21 protein-coding genes are annotated in these 22,814 nt (G+C 72.0%); 6 read left to right on the top strand and 15 right to left on the bottom strand.

The annotated features are described in order from the left end of the window. Positions 1–138: 138 nt before the first annotated feature. Positions 139–291 carry a hypothetical protein gene (locus ACWD68_RS10970; RefSeq protein WP_451806113.1) on the top strand — a complete coding sequence of 51 codons (153 nt, stop codon included), beginning with the start codon at positions 139–141 and terminating at the stop codon, positions 289–291. Between the two features lie 606 nt (positions 292–897). Here the strand turns inward: ACWD68_RS10970 and ACWD68_RS10965 are convergent. The 3 genes from ACWD68_RS10965 to ACWD68_RS10955 all read right to left on the bottom strand — a co-directional run bounded on the left by ACWD68_RS10965 (position 898) and on the right by ACWD68_RS10955 (position 4,634). After that, a complete protein-coding gene (locus ACWD68_RS10965; RefSeq protein WP_451806112.1) occupies positions 898–1,959 on the bottom strand; it encodes an LCP family protein in 1,062 nt (353 codons plus the stop codon). 105 nt (positions 1,960–2,064) lie between these two features. Continuing rightward, on the bottom strand, positions 2,065–3,438 hold the full coding sequence (locus ACWD68_RS10960; protein WP_451806111.1) for an endo-1,4-beta-xylanase: 1,374 nt from the start codon (positions 3,436–3,438) through the stop codon (positions 2,065–2,067). A 167-nt stretch (positions 3,439–3,605) separates the two neighbouring features. Further along, on the bottom strand, positions 3,606–4,634 hold the full coding sequence (locus tag ACWD68_RS10955) for a LacI family DNA-binding transcriptional regulator (RefSeq protein WP_451806110.1): 1,029 nt from the start codon (positions 4,632–4,634) through the stop codon (positions 3,606–3,608). 138 nt (positions 4,635–4,772) lie between these two features. Here ACWD68_RS10955 and ACWD68_RS10950 point away from each other — a divergent pair, with 138 nt between their 5' ends. Genes ACWD68_RS10950 through ACWD68_RS10935 form a run of 4 tightly spaced genes read left to right on the top strand, consistent with a single transcriptional unit; the run spans position 4,773 to position 10,252 of the window. Next, positions 4,773–6,080, top strand: coding sequence for an ABC transporter substrate-binding protein (locus tag ACWD68_RS10950; protein WP_451806109.1), 1,308 nt, complete (start codon positions 4,773–4,775; stop codon positions 6,078–6,080). 2 nt (positions 6,081–6,082) lie between these two features. Next, the gene (locus tag ACWD68_RS10945; protein WP_451806151.1) at positions 6,083–6,991 is read left to right on the top strand and encodes a carbohydrate ABC transporter permease; all 909 of its coding nucleotides are present in this window, start codon (positions 6,083–6,085) and stop codon (positions 6,989–6,991) included. Positions 6,992–6,995: 4 nt separating this feature from the next. Further along, positions 6,996–7,895, top strand: coding sequence for a carbohydrate ABC transporter permease (locus ACWD68_RS10940; RefSeq protein ID WP_451806108.1), 900 nt, complete (start codon positions 6,996–6,998; stop codon positions 7,893–7,895). Between the two features lie 50 nt (positions 7,896–7,945). Beyond that, positions 7,946–10,252 (top strand): beta-xylosidase/alpha-l-arabinosidase, encoded by a 2,307-nt coding sequence (locus tag ACWD68_RS10935; protein WP_451806107.1) that lies wholly within the window; start codon positions 7,946–7,948, stop codon positions 10,250–10,252. A gap of 143 nt (positions 10,253–10,395) precedes the next feature. On the opposite strand, the gene ACWD68_RS10930 is transcribed toward ACWD68_RS10935, so the two are convergent. From ACWD68_RS10930 to tsaB, 4 genes are read right to left on the bottom strand one after another with little or no spacing between them, the layout of a single operon-like run. Beyond that, a complete protein-coding gene (locus ACWD68_RS10930; protein ID WP_451806106.1) occupies positions 10,396–10,653 on the bottom strand; it encodes a hypothetical protein in 258 nt (85 codons plus the stop codon). Beyond that, positions 10,650–11,753 (bottom strand): tRNA (adenosine(37)-N6)-threonylcarbamoyltransferase complex transferase subunit TsaD, encoded by a 1,104-nt coding sequence (gene tsaD / locus ACWD68_RS10925; protein ID WP_451806105.1) that lies wholly within the window; start codon positions 11,751–11,753, stop codon positions 10,650–10,652. The genes ACWD68_RS10930 and tsaD overlap by 4 nt, the downstream gene beginning before the upstream one ends. After that, complete coding sequence (rimI, locus tag ACWD68_RS10920; protein WP_451806150.1) at positions 11,746–12,219, bottom strand: ribosomal protein S18-alanine N-acetyltransferase; 474 nt, start codon at positions 12,217–12,219, stop codon at positions 11,746–11,748. The genes tsaD and rimI overlap by 8 nt, the downstream gene beginning before the upstream one ends. A gap of 17 nt (positions 12,220–12,236) precedes the next feature. Continuing rightward, positions 12,237–12,890, bottom strand: a complete 654-nt coding sequence (gene tsaB / locus ACWD68_RS10915) for a tRNA (adenosine(37)-N6)-threonylcarbamoyltransferase complex dimerization subunit type 1 TsaB (protein WP_451806104.1) — start codon at positions 12,888–12,890, stop codon at positions 12,237–12,239. Between the two features lie 110 nt (positions 12,891–13,000). Between tsaB and ACWD68_RS10910 the strand changes: the two genes are divergently transcribed. Beyond that, positions 13,001–13,555, top strand: a complete 555-nt coding sequence (locus ACWD68_RS10910) for a hypothetical protein (RefSeq protein WP_451806103.1) — start codon at positions 13,001–13,003, stop codon at positions 13,553–13,555. A 21-nt stretch (positions 13,556–13,576) separates the two neighbouring features. On the opposite strand, the gene ACWD68_RS10905 is transcribed toward ACWD68_RS10910, so the two are convergent. From ACWD68_RS10905 to glmS, 8 genes are all read right to left on the bottom strand, one after another. Next, the gene (locus ACWD68_RS10905) at positions 13,577–13,717 is read right to left on the bottom strand and encodes a hypothetical protein (protein ID WP_451806102.1); all 141 of its coding nucleotides are present in this window, start codon (positions 13,715–13,717) and stop codon (positions 13,577–13,579) included. A 211-nt stretch (positions 13,718–13,928) separates the two neighbouring features. Further along, complete coding sequence (gene tsaE / locus ACWD68_RS10900) at positions 13,929–14,462, bottom strand: tRNA (adenosine(37)-N6)-threonylcarbamoyltransferase complex ATPase subunit type 1 TsaE (RefSeq protein WP_451806101.1); 534 nt, start codon at positions 14,460–14,462, stop codon at positions 13,929–13,931. Beyond that, positions 14,428–15,663, bottom strand: a complete 1,236-nt coding sequence (locus ACWD68_RS10895) for an alpha/beta fold hydrolase (protein WP_451806100.1) — start codon at positions 15,661–15,663, stop codon at positions 14,428–14,430. The genes tsaE and ACWD68_RS10895 overlap by 35 nt, the downstream gene beginning before the upstream one ends. Before the next feature lie 127 nt (positions 15,664–15,790). Then, positions 15,791–16,963: an alanine racemase gene (gene alr, locus ACWD68_RS10890; RefSeq protein ID WP_451806099.1), complete on the bottom strand. Its 1,173-nt coding sequence runs from the start codon at positions 16,961–16,963 to the stop codon at positions 15,791–15,793. Positions 16,964–17,077: 114 nt separating this feature from the next. Next, entirely contained in the window at positions 17,078–17,962 is an 885-nt protein-coding gene (locus tag ACWD68_RS10885; RefSeq protein ID WP_451806098.1) for a L,D-transpeptidase, read from the bottom strand. Between the two features lie 657 nt (positions 17,963–18,619). Further along, complete coding sequence (locus tag ACWD68_RS10880) at positions 18,620–20,050, bottom strand: NAD(P)H-hydrate dehydratase (protein WP_451806097.1); 1,431 nt, start codon at positions 20,048–20,050, stop codon at positions 18,620–18,622. Positions 20,051–20,174: 124 nt separating this feature from the next. Next, positions 20,175–20,546 (bottom strand): holo-ACP synthase, encoded by a 372-nt coding sequence (locus tag ACWD68_RS10875; protein ID WP_451806096.1) that lies wholly within the window; start codon positions 20,544–20,546, stop codon positions 20,175–20,177. Between the two features lie 307 nt (positions 20,547–20,853). Continuing rightward, positions 20,854–22,701: a glutamine--fructose-6-phosphate transaminase (isomerizing) gene (glmS, locus tag ACWD68_RS10870; RefSeq protein ID WP_451806095.1), complete on the bottom strand. Its 1,848-nt coding sequence runs from the start codon at positions 22,699–22,701 to the stop codon at positions 20,854–20,856. Between the last annotated feature and the right edge of the window lie 113 nt (positions 22,702–22,814).

Here is a 22,814-nt window from a genome sequence, read left to right as displayed (position 1 = left end):
GGTCGGACGGGCCAGACCGGTCCGGCCGGGCGCGCCCCTTGGGGTGGGCCTCGACCTAGCCCCGCCGTCAGCGCCTGGACGAGCTGTGCCTCACCCGCGCCCCGCGCGAACCACTCGGCGGCCTCCCCCTCCAGCGCCGTGCACTCCCCCGCCGACAACGTCAGCCGGGCGTCGATCCGGCCGAGCCGGGCCAGCACGCCGTACGCCGTCGAGCGGGCCGCCTGCGCCACGGGCCGCTCGGTCACCGGCGCCTTCCCCGCGAGGAAGGCCTTCCACCAGGCGTCGCCGTGAGCGGTGCGCGAGAAGAAGGTGTGCCAGACCCAGCGAGGGCAGCCGTCGACGGTGACGGGGCGGCGGACCCGGCGCAGATGGCCCGCCGCGGAGAGGTTGTTGAGGGCGGTCGAAAGGGCGCACTGGCCCGTACGGGAGGTGCTTGGCGAGGGTCTTGATGGAGAGGTCGGACTCGTCGGCGAGCCGGTCGATGTACGTCGCGATCGATGCCTCGCGGGTGGGCAGATGTGCGAAGTCCCGACCCGTACGGGGTGTCTGGTCGGGCGCGGACCGTTTTCCGTACCCCGGATTGGCCAGGGGAGGGCGGACGGGCGCGGGGCAGCACTAAGCTGGGCGATGGCCATGGATCGACTGCTTTCGATCGTCGTGGTCAGACCCCCGCGTGGTGCTGCTAACACCCACGGGGGTCGATGCTTTTCGGAGCGCACGCCACACGGACGCCACGCTCCGCCGCGACCCGATCACGAAAAGTCATATCCCCTGGCACGGACGGTACTTCGGCCGCCGGACAGGGAGGGTGGGTGGGTCAGGCCTCCCGCCCATTCCATACAAAAGAGGCTCGAATCCCGACCCCCGAAGCTCAAGTCCTGTGGATCCCGGCCTCGTTCATTTGAGCGAAGCCCAAAGGTCGCTCGCCTCCGGCTCGTTCGCGACCACTCGGTTGTGGTCCGAGGGAGCCTGCACCACCGGCATCATCACCGTCTCGACCTCGTCGGAGGACAGGGACTTGAGGCTCTGGCCGAGCTTCATCAGCTCGCCGAGGGAGTCCAGCCCCGTGTCCGTCGTCAGGCTCCCGGTCACCGCGTTCGCGACGGTGTAGAGCCTGGCCGGGTCGGTGAGCAGGCCGGCCGACGAGATCTGCCCCAACAGGGCCTTCACGAGCTTCTGCTGGAGGCCTATGCGTCCCAGGTCGCTGCCGTCGCCTATGCCGTGCCGGGTGCGGGCCAGCGCCAGCGCCTTCGTGCCGTCGAGGTGGTGTTCGCCCGCGGTGAGGTGCAGATGGCTGCTGTCGTCGTCGATGTCCTGGTCGGTGGTGACGGTGACACCGCCGAGCGCGTCCACGAGGTCCGCGAAGCCGGCGAAGTCGATCTCGATGTAGTGGTCCATACGGACATCGGTCAGGGACTCGACCGTCTTCACCGCGCAGACCGGGCCGCCGATCGAATAGGCGCTGTTGAACATCGCGTTGTACGCCACCGCCGTCGTCCCCCCGGAGGAGGTGGGGCAGGCCGGCCGGGTCACCAGGGTGTCCCGGGGGATGCTCACCACGGTCGCGTGGGTACGCCCCTCGTCGATGTGCACGACCATCGCCGTGTCGGAGCGGGCGCCCGAGCTGTCGCCGCCGCCGAGCTTCGCGTTCGCCTTGCCGCTGCGCGAGTCGGAGCCGAGGACCAGGATGTTCAGGGCGCCGCTGGGCAGCGGGGAGGCGGAGGCCGAGGGGGACACCGGGGACGAGGGTGTCGACACGGCCTTCGCCGGGCGGTCGTCGCCGAGCGCGCTGTTGATGTCGACGCTCTTGATGTTCTGGTTCAGATGCCAGTAGGCCCAGCCCGCCGTGCCGACGCCCAGCACGAGCAGTCCCGCCAGGGTGAGACCGGCGGCCTTCAGCACCCGCGACCGCCGGCCCACCGGCCCGGCCCCGTCCCCGATCTCCTTGTGTCCCGTCACGAGGAGGAACGTAAGTCCGAATTATTAGGGGACTGTTAGGGAAAGAGGCGCGAAACGATTTTCTTCGGAGAATCTCATCCTTCTCAGCCCGGACTCAGCCCGGACTCAGCCCAGCGTCACCGTGGGCACCGGATTGCTCCCGCTCCAGGAGGCGTTGAACCCGAGGGTCACGGAACCGCCGTCGGGCACGGTCCCGTTGTAGGAGGCGTTGGCGCAGCTCACCGCCGTGCCGGTCTGGGTGCAGGTCGCGTTCCAGGCCTGGGTGATCCGCTGGCCCGCGCCGTACGTCCAGCTCACCTTCCAGGACGCCAGCGCGGCCCCGGAGCACGCGATGCGCACCTGCCCCGTGAAGCCGGTGTTCCACTGGCTCTGGACGCTGTACGTCGCCGTGCAGGCGCCCGTGGGCGGCGGCGTCGAGGTGCCGCCGAGCGAGGTCGCGATCGCGCGGTACGCCGGTTTCGGCGCGTAACTCTCGTCGTACGGTGTCGCCGCGCCGTAACCCGAGAAGACGTCCGGGATCCAGGAGTCGGAGTCGGTGAAGCCCCAGACGGTCACGCCGTAGCAGCGGGGCACGGCGACGCAGGCGTCGAACACCGCCTTGTAGTCGGCGGCCTGCTGCGCCAGCTTCGTGCTGTCGGAAGGCAGTTGCATCCGGATGTCCAGCTCGGTGATCGCGACGTCGACACCTAGGTCGGCGAAGCGCTGGATGTTCTGCTGGAGGGTGCCGGGAACCTGGCCGAGGATGAGGTGGGCCTGGAGACCGACGCCGTCGATCGGGACACCGCGCTCCTTGAGGGACTTGACCAGGTTGTAGAGGGCGGTGCTCTTCGCGTTGACGCCCTCGACGTTGTAGTCGTTGATGTAGAGCTTGGCGCTCGGATCGGCGGCGTGCGCCCAGGTCAGCGCCTGGGCGATGTAGTCCGCGCCGAGGCCGTCGTACCAGAGGGCCGAGCGGTAGGTGCCGTCCTCGTTGAAGGGTTCGTTGACCACGTCCCAGGCGGCCAGCTTGCCTTTGTAGCGGGTGACTTCGGTGGTGATGTGGTTCTGGAGCAGGCCGCTCAGCTCGGCGGTCGTCCAGGTGCCGTTCGTCAGCCAGCTCGGATTCTGGCTGTGCCAGACCAGGGTGTGACCGCGTACCTGCTGGTTGTGGGCCTGCGCGAAGGCGACGATCTGGTCGGCCTCGGCCCAGTTGAAGCTGCCCCGGGTGGGCTCGACGGTGCCCCATTTCATGGCGTTGCCCGGCGTCAGCGAGTTGAACTGGACCCCGGCGATGTCGCCGTACGTCCCGGTCAGCTTGGAGCCGGTGACGGCCGTGCCGATGACCTTGCCCTTGGCGGCGGCGAGGTCACGCAGCGGGGTGTCGGCGGCGTGCGCCGTCGTGCCGGCCGCTAGCAGGGCGCCCACGGTCACGACGCCGGCGAACAGGGCGGCGACGCGGCGTCGTAAGGAAGTGGTTCCGGGGGTTCTGGAGGTTCTCATGGCGGGTGCCTCCGAAAGTTTCGGTCGTACAACCGATTGACTTCGGAGGAGTGTGGAGCGGGATGCCCCACCCGTCAACACCGCCCCCGCGCCAACTTCGGACCCGAAGCGGCACCCGGGCCCCGCAGCTCACTCCGGACCGCACGAACACCTCCCGCGCGCACCGCTCACGCCGGAGGCGCCCCCGTGCTGCTGCGTACGACCAGGCTCGTCGCGAGCTCGATCCTCGTCCCGGCCGACGGCCTTTCCTGGCGGCCCAGGTCGAGCACCAGCTTCGCCGCCGCCTCGGCCATCTCCGTCAGCGGCTGCCGTACGGTCGTCAGGGGCGGCCCCACCCAGCGCGCCACCGGCAGATCGTCGAAGCCGACGACGCTCAGGTCCTCGGGAATGCGCAGCCCCAGCTCGCGCGCCGCCTCGTAGAGCCCGAGCGCCTGGAGGTCGTTGCCGGCGAAGACGGCCGTGGGCCGGTCGGGGCGGCGCAGCAGTTCGAGGCCGATCCGGTAGCCGGCCTCGTGGTGGAAGTCTCCGGCAACCATCAGCGAGGGGTCGACAGGCAGCCCGGCCGTCTCCAGCGCCGCACGGTAGCCGTCGACCCGCGCCCGGCTGCACATCATCCGTGACGGCCCGCTGATGGCGCCGATCCTGGTGTGGCCGAGTTCGACGAGGTGACGGGTGGCGGCGAGGCCGCCCTGCCAGTTGGTGGCGCCGATGGAGGGCACGTCGACGCCCGGGTCGCCCGCCGGGTCCATCACCACGAACGGGATGGATCTGCTGGTCAGCAGGGCGCGCTGGGAGTCGTCGAGGCCCGAGAGGACGAGGACCACGCCGTGCGGGCGGCGGGCGGCGACCTGGTCGGCCCAGGTCCGGCCAGGGGTGAGCCGTCCGGCGGACTCGGAGAGCACCACGCTGAGGCCGGCGTCCCGGGCGACGTTCTCCACGCCCCGGATGACCTCCATCGCCCAGGCGCTCTCCAGCTCGTGGAAGACCAGGTCGATCAGCGGTGAGCGGGAAGCCTCGGCCCGGCGGCGCCGGTAGCCGTACGCGTGCAGCAGCTCCTCGACACGGGAGCGGGTCGCGGGGGCGACATCGGCGCGGCCGTTGAGGACCTTCGAAACAGTCGGAGCCGATACACCGGCCTCCCGGGCGATCTCGGCCAGCGTCGCCGTCTGAGGTTCTGCGGACTTCCCAGGCTTCATGTCGGCGATCGTATCTCTGCGCGACCCCTTGACGGACCCTTCGGATCGCCTTACGTTCCCGGAACATTCGAAATATAACTCGAAACATTCGCGGGGGCTCATCGGCGAGCCTTCGCGCTTACCGAGAGGTGCCGTCCTATGGAGTCCTACAGCAGACGTTGGTTCCTCGGCGCGGGCACGGCCGCCCTGGCCTCTGTCGGCGGGCTCACCGCCTGCGGCTCCGACGGCGACTCGGGCGCCGACGGAACGCTCACCGCGTTCGTCTACGGTGACGACGCGGCGAAGATCCAGGTCAAGTCCGTCAACCGGTTCAACGCGTCGGCCGCCGCGAAGAAGGCCAAGGGCACGGTCAAACTGCAGAAGGTGCCCGCCACCGACTACCCGGCCAAGCTGCGCACGGCGATGGGCTCGCCCAACGCCCCCGACGTGTTCTTCAACTGGGGCGGCGGCTCCATCAAGGCCTACAGGGAGGCCGGCCAGCTGGTCGACCTGACCGACGTCATCGCGTCCGACCCGGTGCTCAAGAGCGGCTTCCTGCCGTCGGTGCTGGCGGCGGGCGGACTGGACGGCAAGAACTACGGCGTGCCGATGCGTGGCATGCAGCCCGTGATCCTCTTCTACAACAAGACGGTCTTCGAGGAGAACAAGCTCCAGCCGCCCACCACCTGGGACCAGTTGCTGGACATCAACACCAAGCTGAAGAAGGCGAACATCACCCCGTTCGCACTGGGCGGAGCGGACATCTGGCCCGAGCTGATGTGGCTGGAGTACCTGGTCGACCGGATCGGCGGCCCCCAGGTCTTCGACAAGATCAAGAACGGTGACGCCTCCGGCTGGGGCGACCCGGCCGTCCTCAAGGCCGCGCAGACGGTCAAGGAACTGATCGACGACGGCGCCTTCGGCAAGGGCTACAGCTCGGTGGGCTACGGCAACGGCGGCGCTCCCGCGGTCTTCGCCAAGGGCAAGGCGGCGATGCACCTGATGGGCTCGTGGGAATACTCCACGCAGCTCGGCAAGTTCCCCGACTTCGCCAAGAAGAACCTGGGCTGGTTCGCCTTCCCGGAGATCGAGGGCGGCGCCGGCGACATCAAGAACGTGGTCGGCAACCCGACCAACTACTGGTCGGTGAACGCCCGTACCTCCAACAAGGACGCGGCGATCGCCTTCCTGCGGGACTCCGCCTCCCTGGCCTACACGAAGGAACTCATAGCCAACGGCGACGTCCCGGCCACCTCGAACGCGGCGGACCTCCTGGACGCCTCGCCGAACCCGGAGTTCGCCAAGTTCCAGTACCAGATGGTGCAGCAGGCCCCGGCGTTCACGCTGAGCTGGGACCAGGCGGTCGACCCGAACGTGGCGACCCCGATGCTCACCGAGGTCAACAAGCTGTTCGTGGGCAAGTCCTCGCCGACGCAGTTCGTGTCGGCGCTCAAGGAGCTGAAGTGAGCGTGACGCAGGTCAAGGGCGGCCCGCGGAACGACGCGGGCCGCCCCCGCTCCGGCAGACGCAACAGGGCCGGCCGCCCGAGCGCGGCGCTGGCCCTTCCCGGCGTCCTGTTCTTCGCGTTCTTCGCCATCGCCCCGATGGTCCTGGCCTTCTACCTGTCGTTCACCAAGTGGAACGGCCTGGGTGACCCGGAGCCGGCCGGTCTGGCCAACTGGCGCAAGCTGCTGAGCGACGACCGGCTGACCCAGTCCCTGACGGTCACGGTCGGACTGACCGTGGTGAGCTGGGCGTTCCAGACGGTGATCTCGCTGCTGCTGGGCGTGTGGGCGGCGGGCAAACAGCGCAACCGCGCGGTGCTGTCGGCGATCTTCTTCGTGCCGTTCCTGCTGTCGTCGACGGCGATCTCGCTGCTGTTCTACGCCCTGCTGGACCCGAACTTCGGCATCATCCACAAGGACACCCTCGGCACGACCAGCGGTGCGTTCCTCGCGATCGTGTTCGTCGGCGGCTGGCAGTTCATCCCCTTCCACACCCTGATCTACCAGGGCGGGGCACGGCAGATCCCCGAGGTGCTCTACCAGGCGGCGGCGATCGACGGGGCCGGCCGCTACCGCCAGTTCTTCTCGATCACGCTGCCGCAGCTGCGCAACACGGCGACGACGTCCGGTGTGCTGATGGTCGTCGGTTCGCTGACGTACTTCGAGACGGTCCTGATCCTCACCCAGGGCGGTCCCGGCACCGACACGGCGATCCTGCCGTACCTGATGTACCAAGCGGGCTTCAAGAGCTACGACTTCGGCTACGCGAGCGCCGTCGCCTCCTTCCTGGTGATCGCGGCGACCGCGTTGTCCCTGCTGATGGTGAAGCTGTCCGGCTTCGGCGCGATGCGCAGTACCCGGGAAGGGATGTGACGACATGTCGCACGACACATTGCCGCGTCCGGTGAAGACGGACTCCGCCCCGGTCGCCGAGCGGCCCGCGCGCCGCCGCAAGCACTGGTCCAGGCGCGCCAACCCGCTCGCCGGCGTCAGCTCGCTGATCTGGCTGGCGGTCGTGATCATCCCGATCTACGCGATGTTCTCGGCCTCGCTCACCCACCAGGACGAGGCGCTCGGCCACAACGCCCTGAAGCCGCCGTCCCATCCGACTCTGGACAACTACAACACCGTCCTGCACAACGGCTTCGGTCATCTGCTGTGGAACACGGTGCTGGCGGCGGCCGGGGTGGTGCTGATCGTCCTGGTGCTGTGCGTCCCGCTGTCCTACGTCGCCGTGCGGACCCGCGGCGTGTGGTCGGGGGCCGCGTTCCGGCTGTTCCTGCTGGGCGTGGCGATCCCGGCGCAGGCCGTCGTGGTGCCCCTCTACCTGATGATCGCCAAGCTGAACCTCTACGACAGCCTGCTCGCGATCGTCCTGCCGACGGCCGCGTTCGCCATGCCGGTGTCGGTGCTGATCCTCACCGGCACGCTGCGGGACATCTCGGAGGAGATGTACGAGGCGATGGCGCTGGACGGCGCCTCTCCCACCCGGATGCTGTTCCAGCTGGTCATCCCGATGGCCAAGGGCGGCATCAGCACCGTCGTCATCTTCTCGGCGCTGCAGGCCTGGAACGGCTTCCTCTTCCCGCTGATCTTCACCCAGTCCGACGGGCCACGGGTGCTGACCCTCGGCCTGTTCAACTACGTGAGCGAGTTCGGCGTGAACATCCCCGCGATCCTCGCCTCGGTCGTCCTCTCCGGTGTCCCGATCTTCATCGTGTACCTGGTGGCCCGCCGCGCGCTGGTCGGCGGCCTCATGGGTGTGGGCGGCAAGTGAACGTGTACGACCAGGGGCGGTCGAACCCCCCTTTTTCCGACAGGAGTTCCATGACCACCGCTCCCTGGCGCGACCCCGCGCTGCCCGCCGCGACCCGCGTCGACGACCTGCTCTCCAGGATGACCCTGGAGGAGAAGACCGCCCAGCTGTACGGCGTGTGGGTGGGCGCCGCCACGGACGGCGGCGGAGTCGCCCCGCTCCAGAGCGAGATGACCTCCGACTACGACTGGGACGAGCTGATCGCCCTCGGTCTCGGCCAGCTGACCCGCTCCTTCGGCACCGCCCCCGTGGACCCGGTCCTGGGCGCGCAGGCCCTCGCCAGCGCCCAGCGCCGGATCGCCGAGGCGGGCCGCTTCGGTATACCCGCGGTCGCCCATGAAGAGTGCCTGGCGGGCTTCACCGCATGGCAGGCGACGGCCTACCCGGTCCCGCTGGCGTGGGGCGCCACCTTCGACCCGGCTCTGGTGGAGGAGCTGGGCCGGCGCATCGGCGACGACCTGCGTTCGGTCGGCGTCCACCAGGGCCTCGCCCCGGTCCTGGACGTGGTCCGCGACCTGCGCTGGGGCCGGGTGGAGGAGACCATCGGCGAGGACCCTTACCTGGTCGGCACCGTCGCCACCGCCTACGTACGGGGCCTGGAGTCGGCCGGGATCGTGGCCACGCTCAAGCACTTCGCCGGGTACGCGGCCTCGGCGGGTGCCCGGAACCTGGGGCCGGTGCGAGCGGGTGTGCGCGAGCTGGCCGACATCACGCTGCCGCCGTTCGAGATGGCGCTGCGCGAGGGCGGCGCCCGTTCGGTGATGGCCGCCTACAACGACACGGACGGCGTTCCGGCGTCGGCCGACCCGCAACTGCTGACCGAGCTGCTGCGCGACGAGTGGGGCTTCACCGGCACGGTGGTCGCGGACTACTTCGGTATCGGCTTCCTCCAGACGCTGCACCGGGTGGCCGGCAGCGAGGCCGAGGCGGCGCACAAGGCACTGGAGGCCGGCATCGATGTCGAGCTGCCCACGCTGAAGTGCTACGGCAAGCCGCTGGTGGCCGCCGTCCGTGAAGGCACCGTCCCCGAGTCGCTGATCGACCGGGCGGCCCGCCGGGTGCTGCTGCAGAAGTGCGATCTCGGCCTGCTGGACGAGGACTGGCGGCCGGAGACCGGCCGCCCCGTCGACCTGGACTCCGCGGGCAACCGGGCGCTCGCCCGCGAACTCGCCGAGAAGTCGGTGGTCCTGCTGGACAACGCGGACGGCGTGCTGCCGCTGGCCCCGGACACCCGGATCGCGGTGGTCGGTCCACGCGCGGCGGACCCCCTGGCGATGCTCGGCTGCTACTCGTTCCCCTCGCACGTGCTCACGCACCACCCCGAGGTGCCGACCGGCGTGGACATACCCACCGTGCTCGACTCGCTGCGCGCCGAACTGCCGGACGCCAAGGTGACGTTCACGCAGGGCTGCGGGGTCACGGAACCGGACCGGTCCGGCTTCGACGAGGCGGTGGCTCGGGCCGCCGAGGCCGACGTGTGCGTGGCGGTGCTCGGTGACCGGGCCGGGCTGTTCGGCCGGGGCACCTCGGGCGAGGGCTGCGACGTGGCCGACCTCGGCCTGCCGGGTGTGCAGGGTGAGTTGCTGGACGCGCTGGTCGCCACGGGGGTCCCGGTGGTTCTGGTGCTGCTCACCGGTCGCCCCTACGCGCTGGGCCGCTGGCAGAACCGTCTCGGGGGCGTGGTCCAGGCGTTCTTCCCGGGCGAGGAGGGCGGCCCCGCGGTGGCGGGCGTGCTGTCCGGCCGGGTCGGCCCGTCGGGCAGGCTGCCGGTGAGCGTGCCGCGCGACCCGGGCGGCCAGCCGTGGACCTATCTGCAGCCGCCGCTGGGCCTGGCGGGCGAGGTCAGCAACCTGGACCCGACGCCGCTGTACCCGTTCGGCCACGGCCGCTCGTACACCTCGTTCGACTGGGAGCCGGCCGGGACTCCCGGGGCCGAGATCACCACGGACGGCTCGTACGACGTGTCGGTGACCGTCCGCAACACCGGTGAGCGCGCGGGCGCCGAGGTCGTCCAGCTGTACCTGCACGACCCGGTGGCCTCGGTGACCCGCCCGGACGTGCGGCTGATCGGCTACCAGCGCCTGGACCTGGCCCCGGGCGAGGCCCGCCGGGTGACCTTCCGCTTCCACGCGGACCTCTCGGCGTTCACCGACCGCACCGGCACCCGGATCGTCGAACCGGGCGCCCTGGAGCTGCGGCTCGCCGCCTCCAGCGCGGACGTACGCCACACGGCCCGGCTGAACCTGACGGGCCCTGTGCGGCAGCTGGGCACGGAGCGGCGCATGCGCTGCGAGACCGAGGTCGCGCAGGTGTCCTGACCTGAGGGGCGGACCACTCCGGGTCCGGTCGCCGGGTCAGGACTCCGCGGCCGGACCCCGGAGACCCGGCCCGCGTGTCCGGGTCTCCGGATTGCGAGCCGCCGCCCACCCGCCCGGAAACACGCCGGCCGAGTGGGCGGCGGTCAGTGCGCGTCTACCGACTCGAAGCGCCACCTGTGCACCGCCCGGATCACCAACTCACCGTCGGGATCCGGCAGTTCGGGAAGCTCGGCGTCGTACGCGGCGTCCCACCAGGTGATGACGAGGACCCGGTCCTGGGGCGCCCGCAGGATCTCCCGCCGCACCGGCTCGCCGGCGATCTCCTGCCCCCGCACCCAGGCGAGCAGTTCCTCGCCCCGGCCGTCGACGGCCCGCGCCTCCCACATCAGCGCGACGGTCACGAGTACAGGTTCTCCTTCGCGACCTCGTGCACGTGATCGTGCGTGTGCGCATGCCCGCGCCCCGGCACATGCGGGTCCGTCACCGGCAGCGACGAGTCCGCCGACAGGTCCCAGTCGGAGGCGGCCCGGTTCCGGGCGACCATCTCGGCGCCCAGCGCGGCGACCATCGCGCCGTTGTCCGTGCACAGCTTCGGGCGCGGCACCCTGACCCGGATCCCGGCGGCCTCGCAGCGCTCCTGGGCGAGCACCCGCAGCCGCGAGTTCGCGGCCACCCCGCCGCCGATCATGAGGTGGTCGACGCCCTGGTCCTTGCAGGCCCGGACGGCCTTCCGGGTGAGCACGTCCACCACGGCCTCCTGGAAGGACGCGGCGACGTCGCGCACCGGCACGTCCTCCCCCGCCGCCCGCTTGGCCTCGATCCAGCGGGCCACGGAGGTCTTCAGACCGGAGAAGGAGAAGTCGTAGGCCGGATCGCGCGGCCCGGTGAGTCCGCGCGGGAACGCGATGGCCTTCGGGTCGCCCTCCTTCGCGTACCGGTCGATGACCGGGCCGCCCGGGAAGCCGAGGTTAAGCACCCGCGCGATCTTGTCGAAGGCCTCGCCGGCCGCGTCGTCGATGGTCGCGCCCATCGGCCGTACATCGGAGGTGATGTCGGTGGACAGCAGCAGCGACGAGTGGCCGCCGGACACCAGCAGGGCCATCGTCGGCTCCGGCAGCGCGCCGTGCTCCAGCTGGTCCACGCAGATGTGGGAGGCGAGGTGGTTGACGCCGTACAGCGGCTTGCCCAGCGCGTACGCGTACGCCTTCGCGGCCGAAACCCCAACGAGCAGCGCCCCGGCGAGCCCGGGCCCGGCGGTGACGGCGATACCGTCCAGGTCCCTGGCCGTGACCCCCGCTTCCTTCAGCGCCCGTTCGATGGTCGGCACCATCGCCTCCAGGTGAGCCCGGGACGCGACCTCCGGCACGACTCCGCCGAAGCGCGCGTGCTCGTCGACGCTCGACGCGATCGCGTCCGCGAGCAGGGTGTGCCCGCGGACGATGCCGACACCGGTCTCGTCGCAGGAGGTCTCGATGCCGAGGACGAGAGGTTCGTCAGCCATGGGTCTCTGTTCCTTGTACGGAGGTGGAGGGGTCGTGCAGGCGCATCACGAGGGCGTCCACGTTCCCCGGCTGGTAGTAGCCGCGCCGGAAGCCGATGGGCTCGAAGCCGAAGCGCTCGTACAGCTTCTGCGCGCGAACGTTGTCCACGCGGCATTCGAGCATCACCTCGGCGCAGTCGAAGGCGCTCGCGGCCCGCAGCAGCTCGGTGAGCAGCCGGGCGCCGAGGCCGGTGCCCCACTGGTCCCGCCGCACCGCGATGGTCTGTACGTCGCCCAGGTCTCCCGAGGCGGCCAGCCCGGCGTATCCGACGAGCCGGTCGCCGTCGCAGGCGACCAGATAGCGCCGGGTCGCCTGCGGCCCGCGGGAGTGGGCCAGCTCGGACCAGAACATGCCCCGGGACCAGGCGTCCACGGGGAAGAGTTCCTTCTCCAGTTCCAGTACGGGATCGATGTCCCACCAGCGCATCTCGCGCAGCACGGCGGTCACTTGGGGGTGACCACCTTGTAGTTCTTGGGCACCTGGGCGTCCGGGCGCCGCAGGTACAGCGGCCGGGGCGGCTCCAGTTCCTCGCCTGCGGCCAGCTTCTCCGCGGCCAGGGAGGCGAGCGCGGCGGCCGAGACGTTCTCGGGGGCGCGGGCGTCCGGGAAGGTGTCGGGGTACAGGAGCGCGCCCGCGCCGACGGCGGGCAGCGCGGTGACCGATCCGTCGATCTCGGCGGGGCGGTCCACGGCGGGCTCCGACAGCCGGGTGCGGCGGTCGGCGTACCGCGCCCAGTAGACCTCCTTGCGCCGGGCGTCCGTGGCGACGACGAACGGCCCCTCGATGTCGGCCGCGTACGCGAGCCCGTCGAGGGTGCAGACGCCGTGCACGGGCACGCCGAGGGCGAGTCCGAAGGTGTCGGCGGTCATGAGACCGACGCGCAGCCCCGTGTACGGGCCGGGGCCGACGCCCACGACGATGCCGGTGACGGCGTCCAGCTTGAGGCCTGCCTCAGTGAGCACCCGGTCGACGGCCGGCAGCAGCAGCTCCCCGTGCCGGCGCGCGTCCACCTGGCTCGACGAGGCGATGACGGACGTGCCGTCGTGCAGGGCGACGGTCACGGCGGGGGTGGCGGTATCCAGAGCGAGCAAGAGCACGCAAACAGCCTACGGCGCCGGAGCCTGACGCAAGGCCCCCCGGGACTCCCGTCCCTCGGCTGCTACCGTCACAGCAAGTACGTACGAAGGTCGAGAGGTGGGCACACAAGGTGGCTAGGAGCAGCTCGGGATTCGTGGCCGGGCTCACCGTGGCGGCGATCGCCGCAGTCGGCTTCCTCGCCTTCCAGGCGTCCGCGAACGTTCCGGAGACCCTGGGCAAACCGAGCGCGAGCGTGTCGGCCAAGTCGTCCGCCCCGAAGGCCCCCCGGGACAAGAAGAACCCCGTCGCGCTGCCGTCCCTTTCCGGCACCGGCGAGCGGGTCGTCTACTCGGTCGGCGACGACCGGGTGTGGCTGGTCGGCGCGGGCAGCAAGGTGCGGCGCACCTTCAAGGTCACCCCGGGCACGGTCGACCCGGCCGCGGGCACCTACGACGTCACGACGCGTGCGGGAGCGGTCACCGGGTCCGACGGAACGCAGATCGAGCACGTCGTACGGTTCACGCTGGTCAACGGGGTCGCGATCGGCTTCAGCGCCGCTGTGAACGGCTCCACGGAGGCCCCGGACCCGGAGAAGAAGCTCGGCGGCATCCGTGCCTCGCGCGCCGACGGCGACGCGCTGTGGGCGTTCGCGACCGTGGGCGCGAAGGTCGTCGTCGTCAAGTAACGACACCCTGCCGCACCGGCGTCAGGCGGCCTTGCGGGGCCGTTCGGCGACGCCGGGCTCGGCCAGTGGTTCGCGGGGCGGCCTGGACACCGCCTCCGCCGCGGCACAGGCCGCCAGCAGATCCCGCATCGACACCCCGGCCGTCGCGCGCGGCGCCGGCACGTCACGTTCTGAAGCCGGCACTGCAGCCGACTCTGAAGCCGACATGGACGCCTCCTCGGGCTTCGGGGGCAAGTGCAGTTAGGTAGACCTAACTACATACTGGTGTCCATGTGACCACGGCCGGGACGCCGAACGCAATATCTTGCCGACGTCGTGTCGGAACGTTGGCCGAATGTACGAGCGAAAAGCGCCCGGCGCGTGAAGAGCGGGATCAGGCCGCGAGTACGGTCAGGTCCGCCGCGGCCCAGCGCCGCCCGAGTCCCGTGACCGTCACGTGCCGCACCTCGTCGGTGGTGTCCCCGACGGCCCGGTGGATGACGAGGTGCAGACGGTCCTCGGTCAGCTCCTCGACCTTGCCCTCGCCCCACTCGACGACGATCACGGAGTCGGAGAGCGAGACGTCGAGGTCGAGGTCCTCCATCTCGTCGAGCCCGCCACCGAGGCGGTACGCGTCGACGTGCACGAGGGGCGGTCCGCCGCCGAGGGAGGGGTGCACGCGGGCGATGACGAAGGTCGGCGAGGTGACCGCGCCGCGGACGCCGAGCCCCTCACCGAGTCCGCGGGTCAGCGTGGTCTTGCCCGCGCCCAGCTCCCCGTTCAGCATCACGAGGTCGCCCGCGCGCAGCAGCTCGGCGAGCCTGCGGCCCAGCTCCTGCATCTGCTCGGGGGAGTTGACGGTGATCTGCGCGCTGACCTCGTCCTGCGCGGACTCAGCCGGGTTGTGCGCTGCTGCTGGTGCTTCCATAACCGCCCACGGTAGCCCCTGCCGGCACGGCTCCAGCGCGCACGAGGAGGTCGGCGAGGCGGTCTATGACGACCTCGGGATGCTCCAGCATGACCAGGTGTCCCGCGTCGGGGACGAGGACCAGCTCCGCGGCCGGGAGCAGGTCCGCGATGGCCTCGCTGTGCTCGCTCGGCGTCACCAGGTCCTTGACCCCGGCGAGGACGAGGACGGGCATCTCGGTGAAACGGGCGAGTGCGGCGGTCTTGTCGTGCTCGGTGAACGCCGGGTAGAACTCGGCGACCACGTCGATCGGCGTGCCCTCGATCATCCGCTCGGCGAACCGCTCGACGGCCGGGTCGACGTCACGGCTCGCGAACGAGTACCGCTTGATGACCCCGGCGAACAGATCGGCCGTGGCACGCCGTCCCCGCTCCACCAGGGCGGCCTGCTGGCCGAGCGCCTTCAGGACGCCGGGGAGCACGCGCCGTACGGCGTTGACGCCCGCGACGGGCAGCCCGAAGTTGACCTCGCCGAGCCGCCCCGACGACGTACCGACCAGGGCGACGGCGACGACCCGGTCGCGGATCAGCTCGGGGAAGTGGTCGGCGAGGGCCATCACGGTCATGCCGCCCATGGAGTGCCCGACGAGCACGATCGGGCCCTCGGGCACCGCCGCCTCGATGACGGCCAGCAGGTCGCGGCCGAGCTGGTCGATGGTTACCGGCGTCCGGTCCTCCAGCTGTGCGACGCCCCGCCCGGACCGCCCGTGGCTGCGCTGGTCCCAGTGCACCGTGCGCACCACACCGCGCAGCGCGGCGCGCTGGAAGTGCCAGGAGTCCTGGTTGAGGCAGTAGCCATGGCTGAAGACGACGGTGACGGGGGCGGGGGCCTTGCGGCCGAAGAGCCTGCGCCGGCGCGGGGCGAGCGAAGCCTCGGGCTCGGCCTCGTCGACCTCGTAGTACAGCTCGGTGCCGTCGTCGGCGTACGCCTTGCCGGGGGTGCCGCGCAGCGAGCCGTACGGGCCGGCCGAGTCGAGGGCGAGGCGCGCCTTCTTGCGCATGCCGCGGCCGACCGTGAGCCGCTCGATCGCGACTCCGGCCGCGGCGCCCGCCGCGACCACGCCTATCGCGGCGCCGGCGACTCCGGCCTTGCGCCAGTTCCCGGCGGAGGCGGCGGCCGCCGAGGCCGCACTCACGACGGCCTCCGCGCTGCTCTCGCTCACGTCCCGCTCCTCTTCGCTCCGGCTGTCGGCATTCGGCTCTCGGCTGTGCGCGCTTCGGTCCGGCTCCCGCCCGCCGTGTTCCGCCCGCCGCTCGCCGGGCCCCGCGCACCTGTTCGGCTAAGGGGTGTTACCCGCCTTGTTCCTCTTTCACATTCACGTAGACGCGTGGAACGCGGGTTCCGATGCGCGTGACGATTTCGTACGCGATCGTGCCCGCCGCGCGCGCCCAGTCCTCGGCGGTCGGCTCACCGCCGTCGCCGGGCCCGAACAGGACCGCCTGAGCGCCGGGCTCCGGCTCGTCGCCGCCGAGGTCCACCACGAACTGGTCCATGGCGACCCGGCCCGCGACCGTACGCCACTTGCCGCCGACCAGGACGGGACCGGTGCCGGAGGCGTGCCGCGGGATGCCGTCCGCGTAGCCGACGGGGACCAGGCCGAGCGTGGTCTCGCCGGGGGTGACGTAGTGATGGCCGTAGCTCACGCCGTGGCCCGCCGGGACGTGCTTCACCAGCGCGAGCGACGCGCTCAGCGTCATCACCGGGCGCAGTCCGAAATCGGCCGGGGTGCCGAGCTCCGGGCTCGGCGAGATCCCGTAGACCGCGATCCCGGTCCGTACGAGGTCGAAGTGGCTCTCGGGGAGGGTCAGCGTCGCGGGCGAGTTGGCGATGTGCCGCACCTCGGGGCGGACGCCCCGCTCCTCGGCGTACGCCACCATCTCGCGGAAGAGCTCCAGTTGGGCCCGGATCGAGGGGTGTCCCGGCTCGTCGGCGCAGGCGAAGTGCGACCAGAGCCCGGTGACGGCGATCAGTCCGCGCGCCTCGGCGGCCAGTGCCTCGGTGACGAGCTCCGGCCAGTCGGCGGGCTGGCAGCCGCCCCGCCCGAGACCGGTGTCGGCCTTGAGCTGCACGCGGGCGGGCGCGCCGACGGCCTCGGCGGCCGCCACGACCTCCCGCAGCGACCACATCCCGCTGACCGACACGTCGACATCGGCCTCGACGGCCTCCGCCCAGGGGCCGCCCGGGGTCCAGAGCCAGCACATGATGCGCCCCGGCAGGCCGGCCGCCCGCAGCGCGAGCGCCTCCTCCGGGGTGGCCGTGCCGAGCCAGGTGGCGCCCGCCTCGCGCGCCGCGCGGGCGCACGGGACCGCGCCGTGGCCGTACGCGTCGGACTTGACCACGGCCATCACGGCCGCGGTCGGCGCGTGGGCACGCAGGGTCCGCACGTTGGCTCGCAGGGCGGCCAGATCGATCTCGGCGCGGGCGCGCAGGGGCGCCGTCCGCGGGTGTGCTGTCTCTGTCATCGCGCCCCAGTCTCTCAGAGGGGTACGACAGCCTTCCGGCACCGGTCCCCCGGACGGACCCGGGGACGGACCGAGCGGCCGCCCGGAGTCGGCCCCAGGGACTGTTGCGCCGCCCTAGCTGCCGGACCTCCGGCCCCACACGTAGACGCGGTCGCGCGTCCTGAGCACGTTCCAGAGCGCGCGGGCGTCGGCCGGCCGCAGATTCACGCAGCCCATCGAACCGCCGGTCGTGCGGATGCTGCCGCGGACCGCGTGGAAGGCCTGCCCTCGGCTGAAGAACTGGGCGTACGGCATGGGGGTGTTGTACAGCGTCGACCAGTGGTTCCGGTGCTTCCAGTAGATCCTGAACCAGCCGGTGCGGGTGGGGTGCCGGACCCCGCCGCTGCGCATCGGCACCGGCCCGTAAAGGATCTTGCCGCGCTGCTGCACCCAGGTGAGCTGACGGGTGAGGTCGACGCAGGCGACCCGGTAGGAGCGGACCGGGCAGGCGCCTGCGTGGTTCGGGTCGTCCCGGGCGGACAGCAGCCGCATGCGGGCCCAGGTCAGCGGTCCGGCGAATCCACTGGCCGGCCGGATGCCCTGCTTCGCCTGGAAGTCGCGGATGACCAGGCAGTCGGCCGCCGACTGCCTGCCGTCCACCGTCAGCCTCAGCCATCGCTCGACCTGCCGCTGGTACGGACCCGTCCGCTTGCTGCAGGCCGCCTCCGGACCGGCGGCCCCGTCGCCGAACGGCACGTACGCGATCGGCGCGTCGTCGCCCTCGGACGTGCCCCTCGGTTGCCGCCCGTCCTCTCCTGCACTGGGCATGTCCTCGGCCGGGGCCGCCAGGTCCAGGGCCCCGCCCTGCCACGGCGGATACGGTCCCTTCACCGCTCGGAGCGCCGACTCGCCGACGGGCCCGGGCGGCGGGGGCGCGGCCGTCGCCGACCCCACGGGCACGGCTGCCACCACTGTCAGCAGCACCGCGATCCCCTGACACACCCTTCGTCTGATCATCATGCGATCAGCCATACGCAACGGCGCGGTGCCCCAGGGTGAGCCGCGCGGAAAGGGTCGCCCGATCTGGGCAACGCGTCCGAGGGACCCAAGTCCGGTGCACACGGCGCCGTGCACGGACGAGAGGTCCGCGTACGGGGCCTTCACCCACTGCGGTCCCACCAGACCCGTCAGACCCGGCAGGCCGGTCAGCCGCTTCGGACCCGGCAGGCATGGCAGGCATGCAGACCTCGCAGGCCCGGCAGACCCCGAGGACCCGTCGGACCGCAGCCGTCACCGCCACGCAGCGGCCCCGGGCCCGGTAGGACCGGGGTCGGTTCCAGGGCCGGGGCCGGTTCCAGGGCCGGGGCCGGTTCCAGGGCCGGGGCCGGTTCCAGGGCCGGGCCGGGGCCAGGGCCGGGGCCGGGGCCAGGGGCCGGGGCCGGGGCCAGGGGCCGGGGCCAGGGCCGGGGCCAGTGCCGGGGCCAGGGCCAGGGGCCGGAGCCAGGGCCAGGGGCCGGAGCCAGGGCCAGGGGCCGGAGCCAGGGCCGGAACCAGGGGCCGGAGCCAGGGCCGGAACCAGGGCCGGGGCCGGGGCCGGTTCCAGGGCCGGAACCAGGGCCGGGGCCGGGGCCGGGGCCGGAACCAGGGCCGGGCGCGTGAACGGGGGGCGGATCGGCGTCAGTCGCGTACGTCGCGCCACGCCTCCGGGATCGCGGCGGCCACGTCATGCGCCCCGGCGGGCGCGCCGTCCGCCGCGAAGCGCCCCGCGAGCCCGTGGAGGTACGCGGCGACACTCCCCGCGTCGATCGCGCGGAGCCCCGCCGCCAGCAGCGACCCCGCCAGCCCCGACAGCACGTCCCCGCTCCCCGCGGTGGCCAGCCACGCCGTCCCCGTCGCGTTCACCCGCACCGCCCCGCCGGTGGCGTCGGCGACCAGTGTCGTCGCCCCCTTGAGCAGTACGGTCGCCCCGTACAGCGCCGCGAGCTCCCGCGCGGAAGCGAGCCGGGCCGTCTCCACGGCCTCCCGCGCGACCCCGAGCAGCGCGGCGGCCTCCCCGGCGTGCGGGGTCATCAGCGTCGGCGCGTCGCGGGCCCGCACCACCTCCCGGTCGGCGAGCCGCAGCCCGTCCGCGTCCACCAGCACCGGCACGTCCGCGTCCAGCACCTCCGCGACCGCCGCGGCGTCGTCCCCGGCTCCGGGGCCCACCACCCAGGCCTGCACCCGGCCTGCCTTCGACGGCCCCTTGTCGGACACCAGCGTCTCGGGGAAGCGCGCGATGACGGCGTCCGCGGCGGGCCCGACGTACCGCACGGCCCCGGCACCGCCGCGCAGCGCCCCGGACACGGCGAGCACCGCGGCTCCGGGGTAGCGGGCGGACCCGGCTGCGATCCCGACGACACCGCGCCGGTACTTGTCGCTCTCCGCCCCCGGCAGGGGCAGCAGGGCGGCGACATCGGCGTGCTGGAGTGCCTCCAGATCGGCCGGCTCCGGCAGGTCGAGCCCGATGTCGACAAGGCGTACGGAACCGGCGTACCCGCGCGCCGGATCGATGAGGAGTCCCGGCTTGTGGGTGCCGAAGGTGACGGTCAGATCGGCGCGGACGGCGGCGCCGAGCACCTCACCGGTGTCCGCCTCGACACCGCTCGGCAGATCGACGGCGACGACGGCGGCACGGGACGCGTGCGCGAGTTCGGCGAGGCGCGCGGCATCCGGCCGCAGACCGCCCTTGCCGCCGATCCCGACGATGCCGTCGACGACGAGATCGGCCCGCCGCACGAGCGGTTCGGCGGCGTCGGACGAGGCCGAGGTGCCGCCGGCGCGGAGCAGCGCCGCCAGTCCCTCCGGGTGCGTCCGTCCGGGTGCGAGCAGCACCGCGGTGACGCCGGCGCCGCGCCGGGCGAGGCGTGCCCCCGCGTACAGGGCGTCGCCCCCGTTGTCCCCGCTGCCCACCAGCAGCACCACCCGGCGGCCGTACACCCGGCCGAGCAGGTCCGCACAGGCGGCGGCCAGCCCGGCGGCCGCCCGCTGCATCAACGCCCCTTCGGGAAGCCGTGCCATCAGCTCCCGCTCGGCGGCCCTTACGGTCTCCACGCTGTACGCAGTACGCATGGAGCCGAGTCTCCCGCACCGGCGCGCACCGTGCGCACCGTCCGGAGCGGGTCCCCCGGCCACCGAACCGCCCCGGCCGGGGCCTGCCCTGCCGGCCCCGGCGAACCCGCCCGGGAAACGGGCCCTAGCCCTCCGCCACCACCACCGCCGAAGCCACCCCGGCGTCATGACTGAGCGACACATGCCACGACCGCACGCCCAGTTCGGCCGCCCGGGCGGCCACCGTGCCCTTCACGCGCAGGCGCGGCTGGCCGCTGTCCTCGACGAAGACCTCGGCGTCCGTCCAGTACAGCCCCGCCGGGGCGCCAAGCGCCTTGGCGAGCGCCTCCTTCGCCGCGAACCGCGCCGCGAGCGAGGCGATGCCCCGCCGCTCACCGCTGGGCAGCAGCAACTCACGCTCCACGAAAAGGCGTTCGGCCAGCGCCGGCGTCCGCTCCAGCGACGCCCGGAACCGATCGATCTCGGCCACGTCGATACCGACCCCGATGATGCTCATGTCCGCACCCTACGGCGGTCCGGACATCCGACATGCCCAGGTGACGGCCGACGGCCCCTTCAGAGGACACCCCGCAGATCGACCACCGACCGGTCCTCCGTCAGGTGGTCGCGGGAGCGGCCCTCGGCGAACGCGAGGGTGCGGAACCGGAGCGTGAGGGTGGTGACGCGGAAGCGGTCGCCCCCGAGGTCGAAGGCGGCTTCCGATGCGCGGGTGAGAGATTCACTGTCCGGATCGGGCCACGGATCCCCCTTCCCCGGAGATGGAGAGCCGCCCCTGACCGGGCGGCCGGCGGGGCGGCCCCATCTCACTCCACAGTCACCGATTTCGCCAGGTTCCGGGGCTGGTCCACCTCGTTCCCCCGGGCGGTGGCCAGCTCACAGGCGAAGACCTGCAGCGGAACCGTCGCCACCAGCGGCTGCAGCAGCGTCGGCGTGGCCGGGATACGGATCAGGTGGTCGGCGTAGGGAACGACCGCCTCGTCGCCCTCCTCCGCGATGACGATCGTGCGGGCGCCCCGGGCCCTGATCTCCTGGATGTTGGAGACGATCTTGTCGTAGAGGACGGACCGGCCCCGAGGCGACGGCACGATCACCACCACCGGCAGATCCTCCTCGATCAGCGCGATCGGGCCGTGCTTCAGCTCGCCCGCCGCGAAGCCCTCGGCGTGCATGTACGCCAGCTCCTTGAGCTTCAACGCGCCTTCGAGCGCGACCGGATAGCCCACGTGCCGCCCGAGGAACAGCACCGTGTTCTTGTCGGCGAGGGAGCGCGCGAGCTCCCGTACCGGCTCCATGGTCTCCAGGACCCGCTCGACCTCGCGGGAGATGCGGGACAGCTCCCGGATCACGGCCTGGATCTCGTCGCCCCACTTGGTGCCGCGCACCTGGCCCAGGTACAGCGCCACGAGGTAGCAGGCGACGAGCTGGGTCAGGAAGGCCTTGGTGGAGGCGACGGCGACCTCGGGGCCGGCGTGCGTGTACAGCACCGCGTCGGACTCGCGTGGGATCGTCGAGCCGTTGGTGTTGCAGATGGCGAGCACCTTGGCGCCCTGCTCACGGGCGTGCCGCAGCGCCATCAGCGTGTCCATGGTCTCGCCGGACTGCGAGATCGCGATGACGAGCGTACGGCGGTCCAGGATCGGGTCCCGGTAACGGAACTCGCTGGCCAGCTCCACCTCGCACGGGATCCGCGTCCAGTGCTCGATGGCGTACTTGGCGATCAGTCCGGCGTGGAAGGCGGTCCCGCAGGCGATGATGACGACCTTGTCGATCTCGCGCAGCACCCGGACCGGGATGCGCACCTCGTCGAGCGTCAGCGAACCGGCCGCGTCGATCCGCCCCAGCAGGGTGTCGGCGACCGCCTTGGGCTGCTCGGCGATCTCCTTGAGCATGAAGTAGTCGTAGCCGCCCTTCTCCGCCGCCGACGCGTCCCAGTCGACGTGGTACGAGCGGACCTCGGCGGGGCTGCCGTCGAAGCCGGTGACGGTCACGCCGTCCCGGCGCAGTTCGACCACCTGGTCCTGCCCCAGTTCGATCGCCGACCGGGTGTGGGCGATGAACGCCGCGACGTCCGAGGCGAGAAAGGCCTCGCCCTCCCCGACACCGACCACCAGCGGGGAGTTCCGGCGCGCCCCGACGACCACGTCCGGATCGTCGGCGTCCACCGCGACCAGCGTGAACGCGCCCTCCAGACGACGGCACACCAGCCGCATCGCCTCCGCCAGGTCCGCGCACGAGGAGAACTCCTCGGCGAGCAGATGGGCGACCACCTCGGTGTCCGTCTCGGAGGCCAGGTCGTGGCCCCGCTCGGCCAGTTCGGCGCGGAGCAGCGCGAAGTTCTCGATGATGCCGTTGTGGACGACGGCGACCCGGCCCGCGTTGTCGAGGTGCGGATGCGCGTTGGCGTCCGTGGGGCCCCCGTGGGTGGCCCAGCGGGTGTGCCCGATCCCCGTCGTTCCGGCCGGCAGCGGCCGGCCGCCCAGCTCCTTCTCCAGGTTGACCAGTTTCCCGGCCCTCTTCGCGACGGCGAGCCCTCCGTCCGCCAGGACGGCGACACCCGCCGAGTCGTATCCCCGGTACTCGAGCCTCTTCAGTCCGGCCATCACCACGTCGAGCGCCGACTGCGACCCCACATAACCCACGATTCCGCACATGGCGGCAGCGTACGGTCCCCCGCCCGCCCGAATCAGGCTTAGCGTGCCCGATATCGGAAATTCTGGCGCCCTTGGCGGCGGCCGCCGGGCTCCCTCTGACCCGTCCGGTGTCA

This window comes from Streptomyces sp. NPDC005141, from assembly GCF_053599975.1.
This window is presented reverse-complemented; position numbering and strand designations above follow the sequence as displayed.

Bases quoted from the DNA above. Each gene is read 5' to 3' on its own strand.
- ACWD68_RS10960 (WP_451806111.1), bottom strand. From the start codon at position 3,438: ATGAGAACCTCCAGAACCCCCGGAACCACTTCCTTACGACGCCGCGTC.
- ACWD68_RS10875 (WP_451806096.1), bottom strand. From the start codon at position 20,546: ATGAGCATCATCGGGGTCGGTATCGACGTGGCCGAGATCGATCGGTTC.
- ACWD68_RS10885 (WP_451806098.1), bottom strand. From the start codon at position 17,962: ATGATGATCAGACGAAGGGTGTGTCAGGGGATCGCGGTGCTGCTGACA.
- ACWD68_RS10955 (WP_451806110.1), bottom strand. From the start codon at position 4,634: ATGAAGCCTGGGAAGTCCGCAGAACCTCAGACGGCGACGCTGGCCGAG.
- ACWD68_RS10880 (WP_451806097.1), bottom strand. From the start codon at position 20,050: ATGCGTACTGCGTACAGCGTGGAGACCGTAAGGGCCGCCGAGCGGGAG.
- tsaD (WP_451806105.1), bottom strand. From the start codon at position 11,753: ATGGCTGACGAACCTCTCGTCCTCGGCATCGAGACCTCCTGCGACGAG.
- ACWD68_RS10950 (WP_451806109.1), top strand. From the start codon at position 4,773: ATGGAGTCCTACAGCAGACGTTGGTTCCTCGGCGCGGGCACGGCCGCC.
- ACWD68_RS10935 (WP_451806107.1), top strand. From the start codon at position 7,946: ATGACCACCGCTCCCTGGCGCGACCCCGCGCTGCCCGCCGCGACCCGC.
- ACWD68_RS10940 (WP_451806108.1), top strand. From the start codon at position 6,996: ATGTCGCACGACACATTGCCGCGTCCGGTGAAGACGGACTCCGCCCCG.
- rimI (WP_451806150.1), bottom strand. From the start codon at position 12,219: ATGCGCTGGTGGGACATCGATCCCGTACTGGAACTGGAGAAGGAACTC.
- tsaE (WP_451806101.1), bottom strand. From the start codon at position 14,462: ATGGAAGCACCAGCAGCAGCGCACAACCCGGCTGAGTCCGCGCAGGAC.
- alr (WP_451806099.1), bottom strand. From the start codon at position 16,963: ATGACAGAGACAGCACACCCGCGGACGGCGCCCCTGCGCGCCCGCGCC.
- glmS (WP_451806095.1), bottom strand. From the start codon at position 22,701: ATGTGCGGAATCGTGGGTTATGTGGGGTCGCAGTCGGCGCTCGACGTG.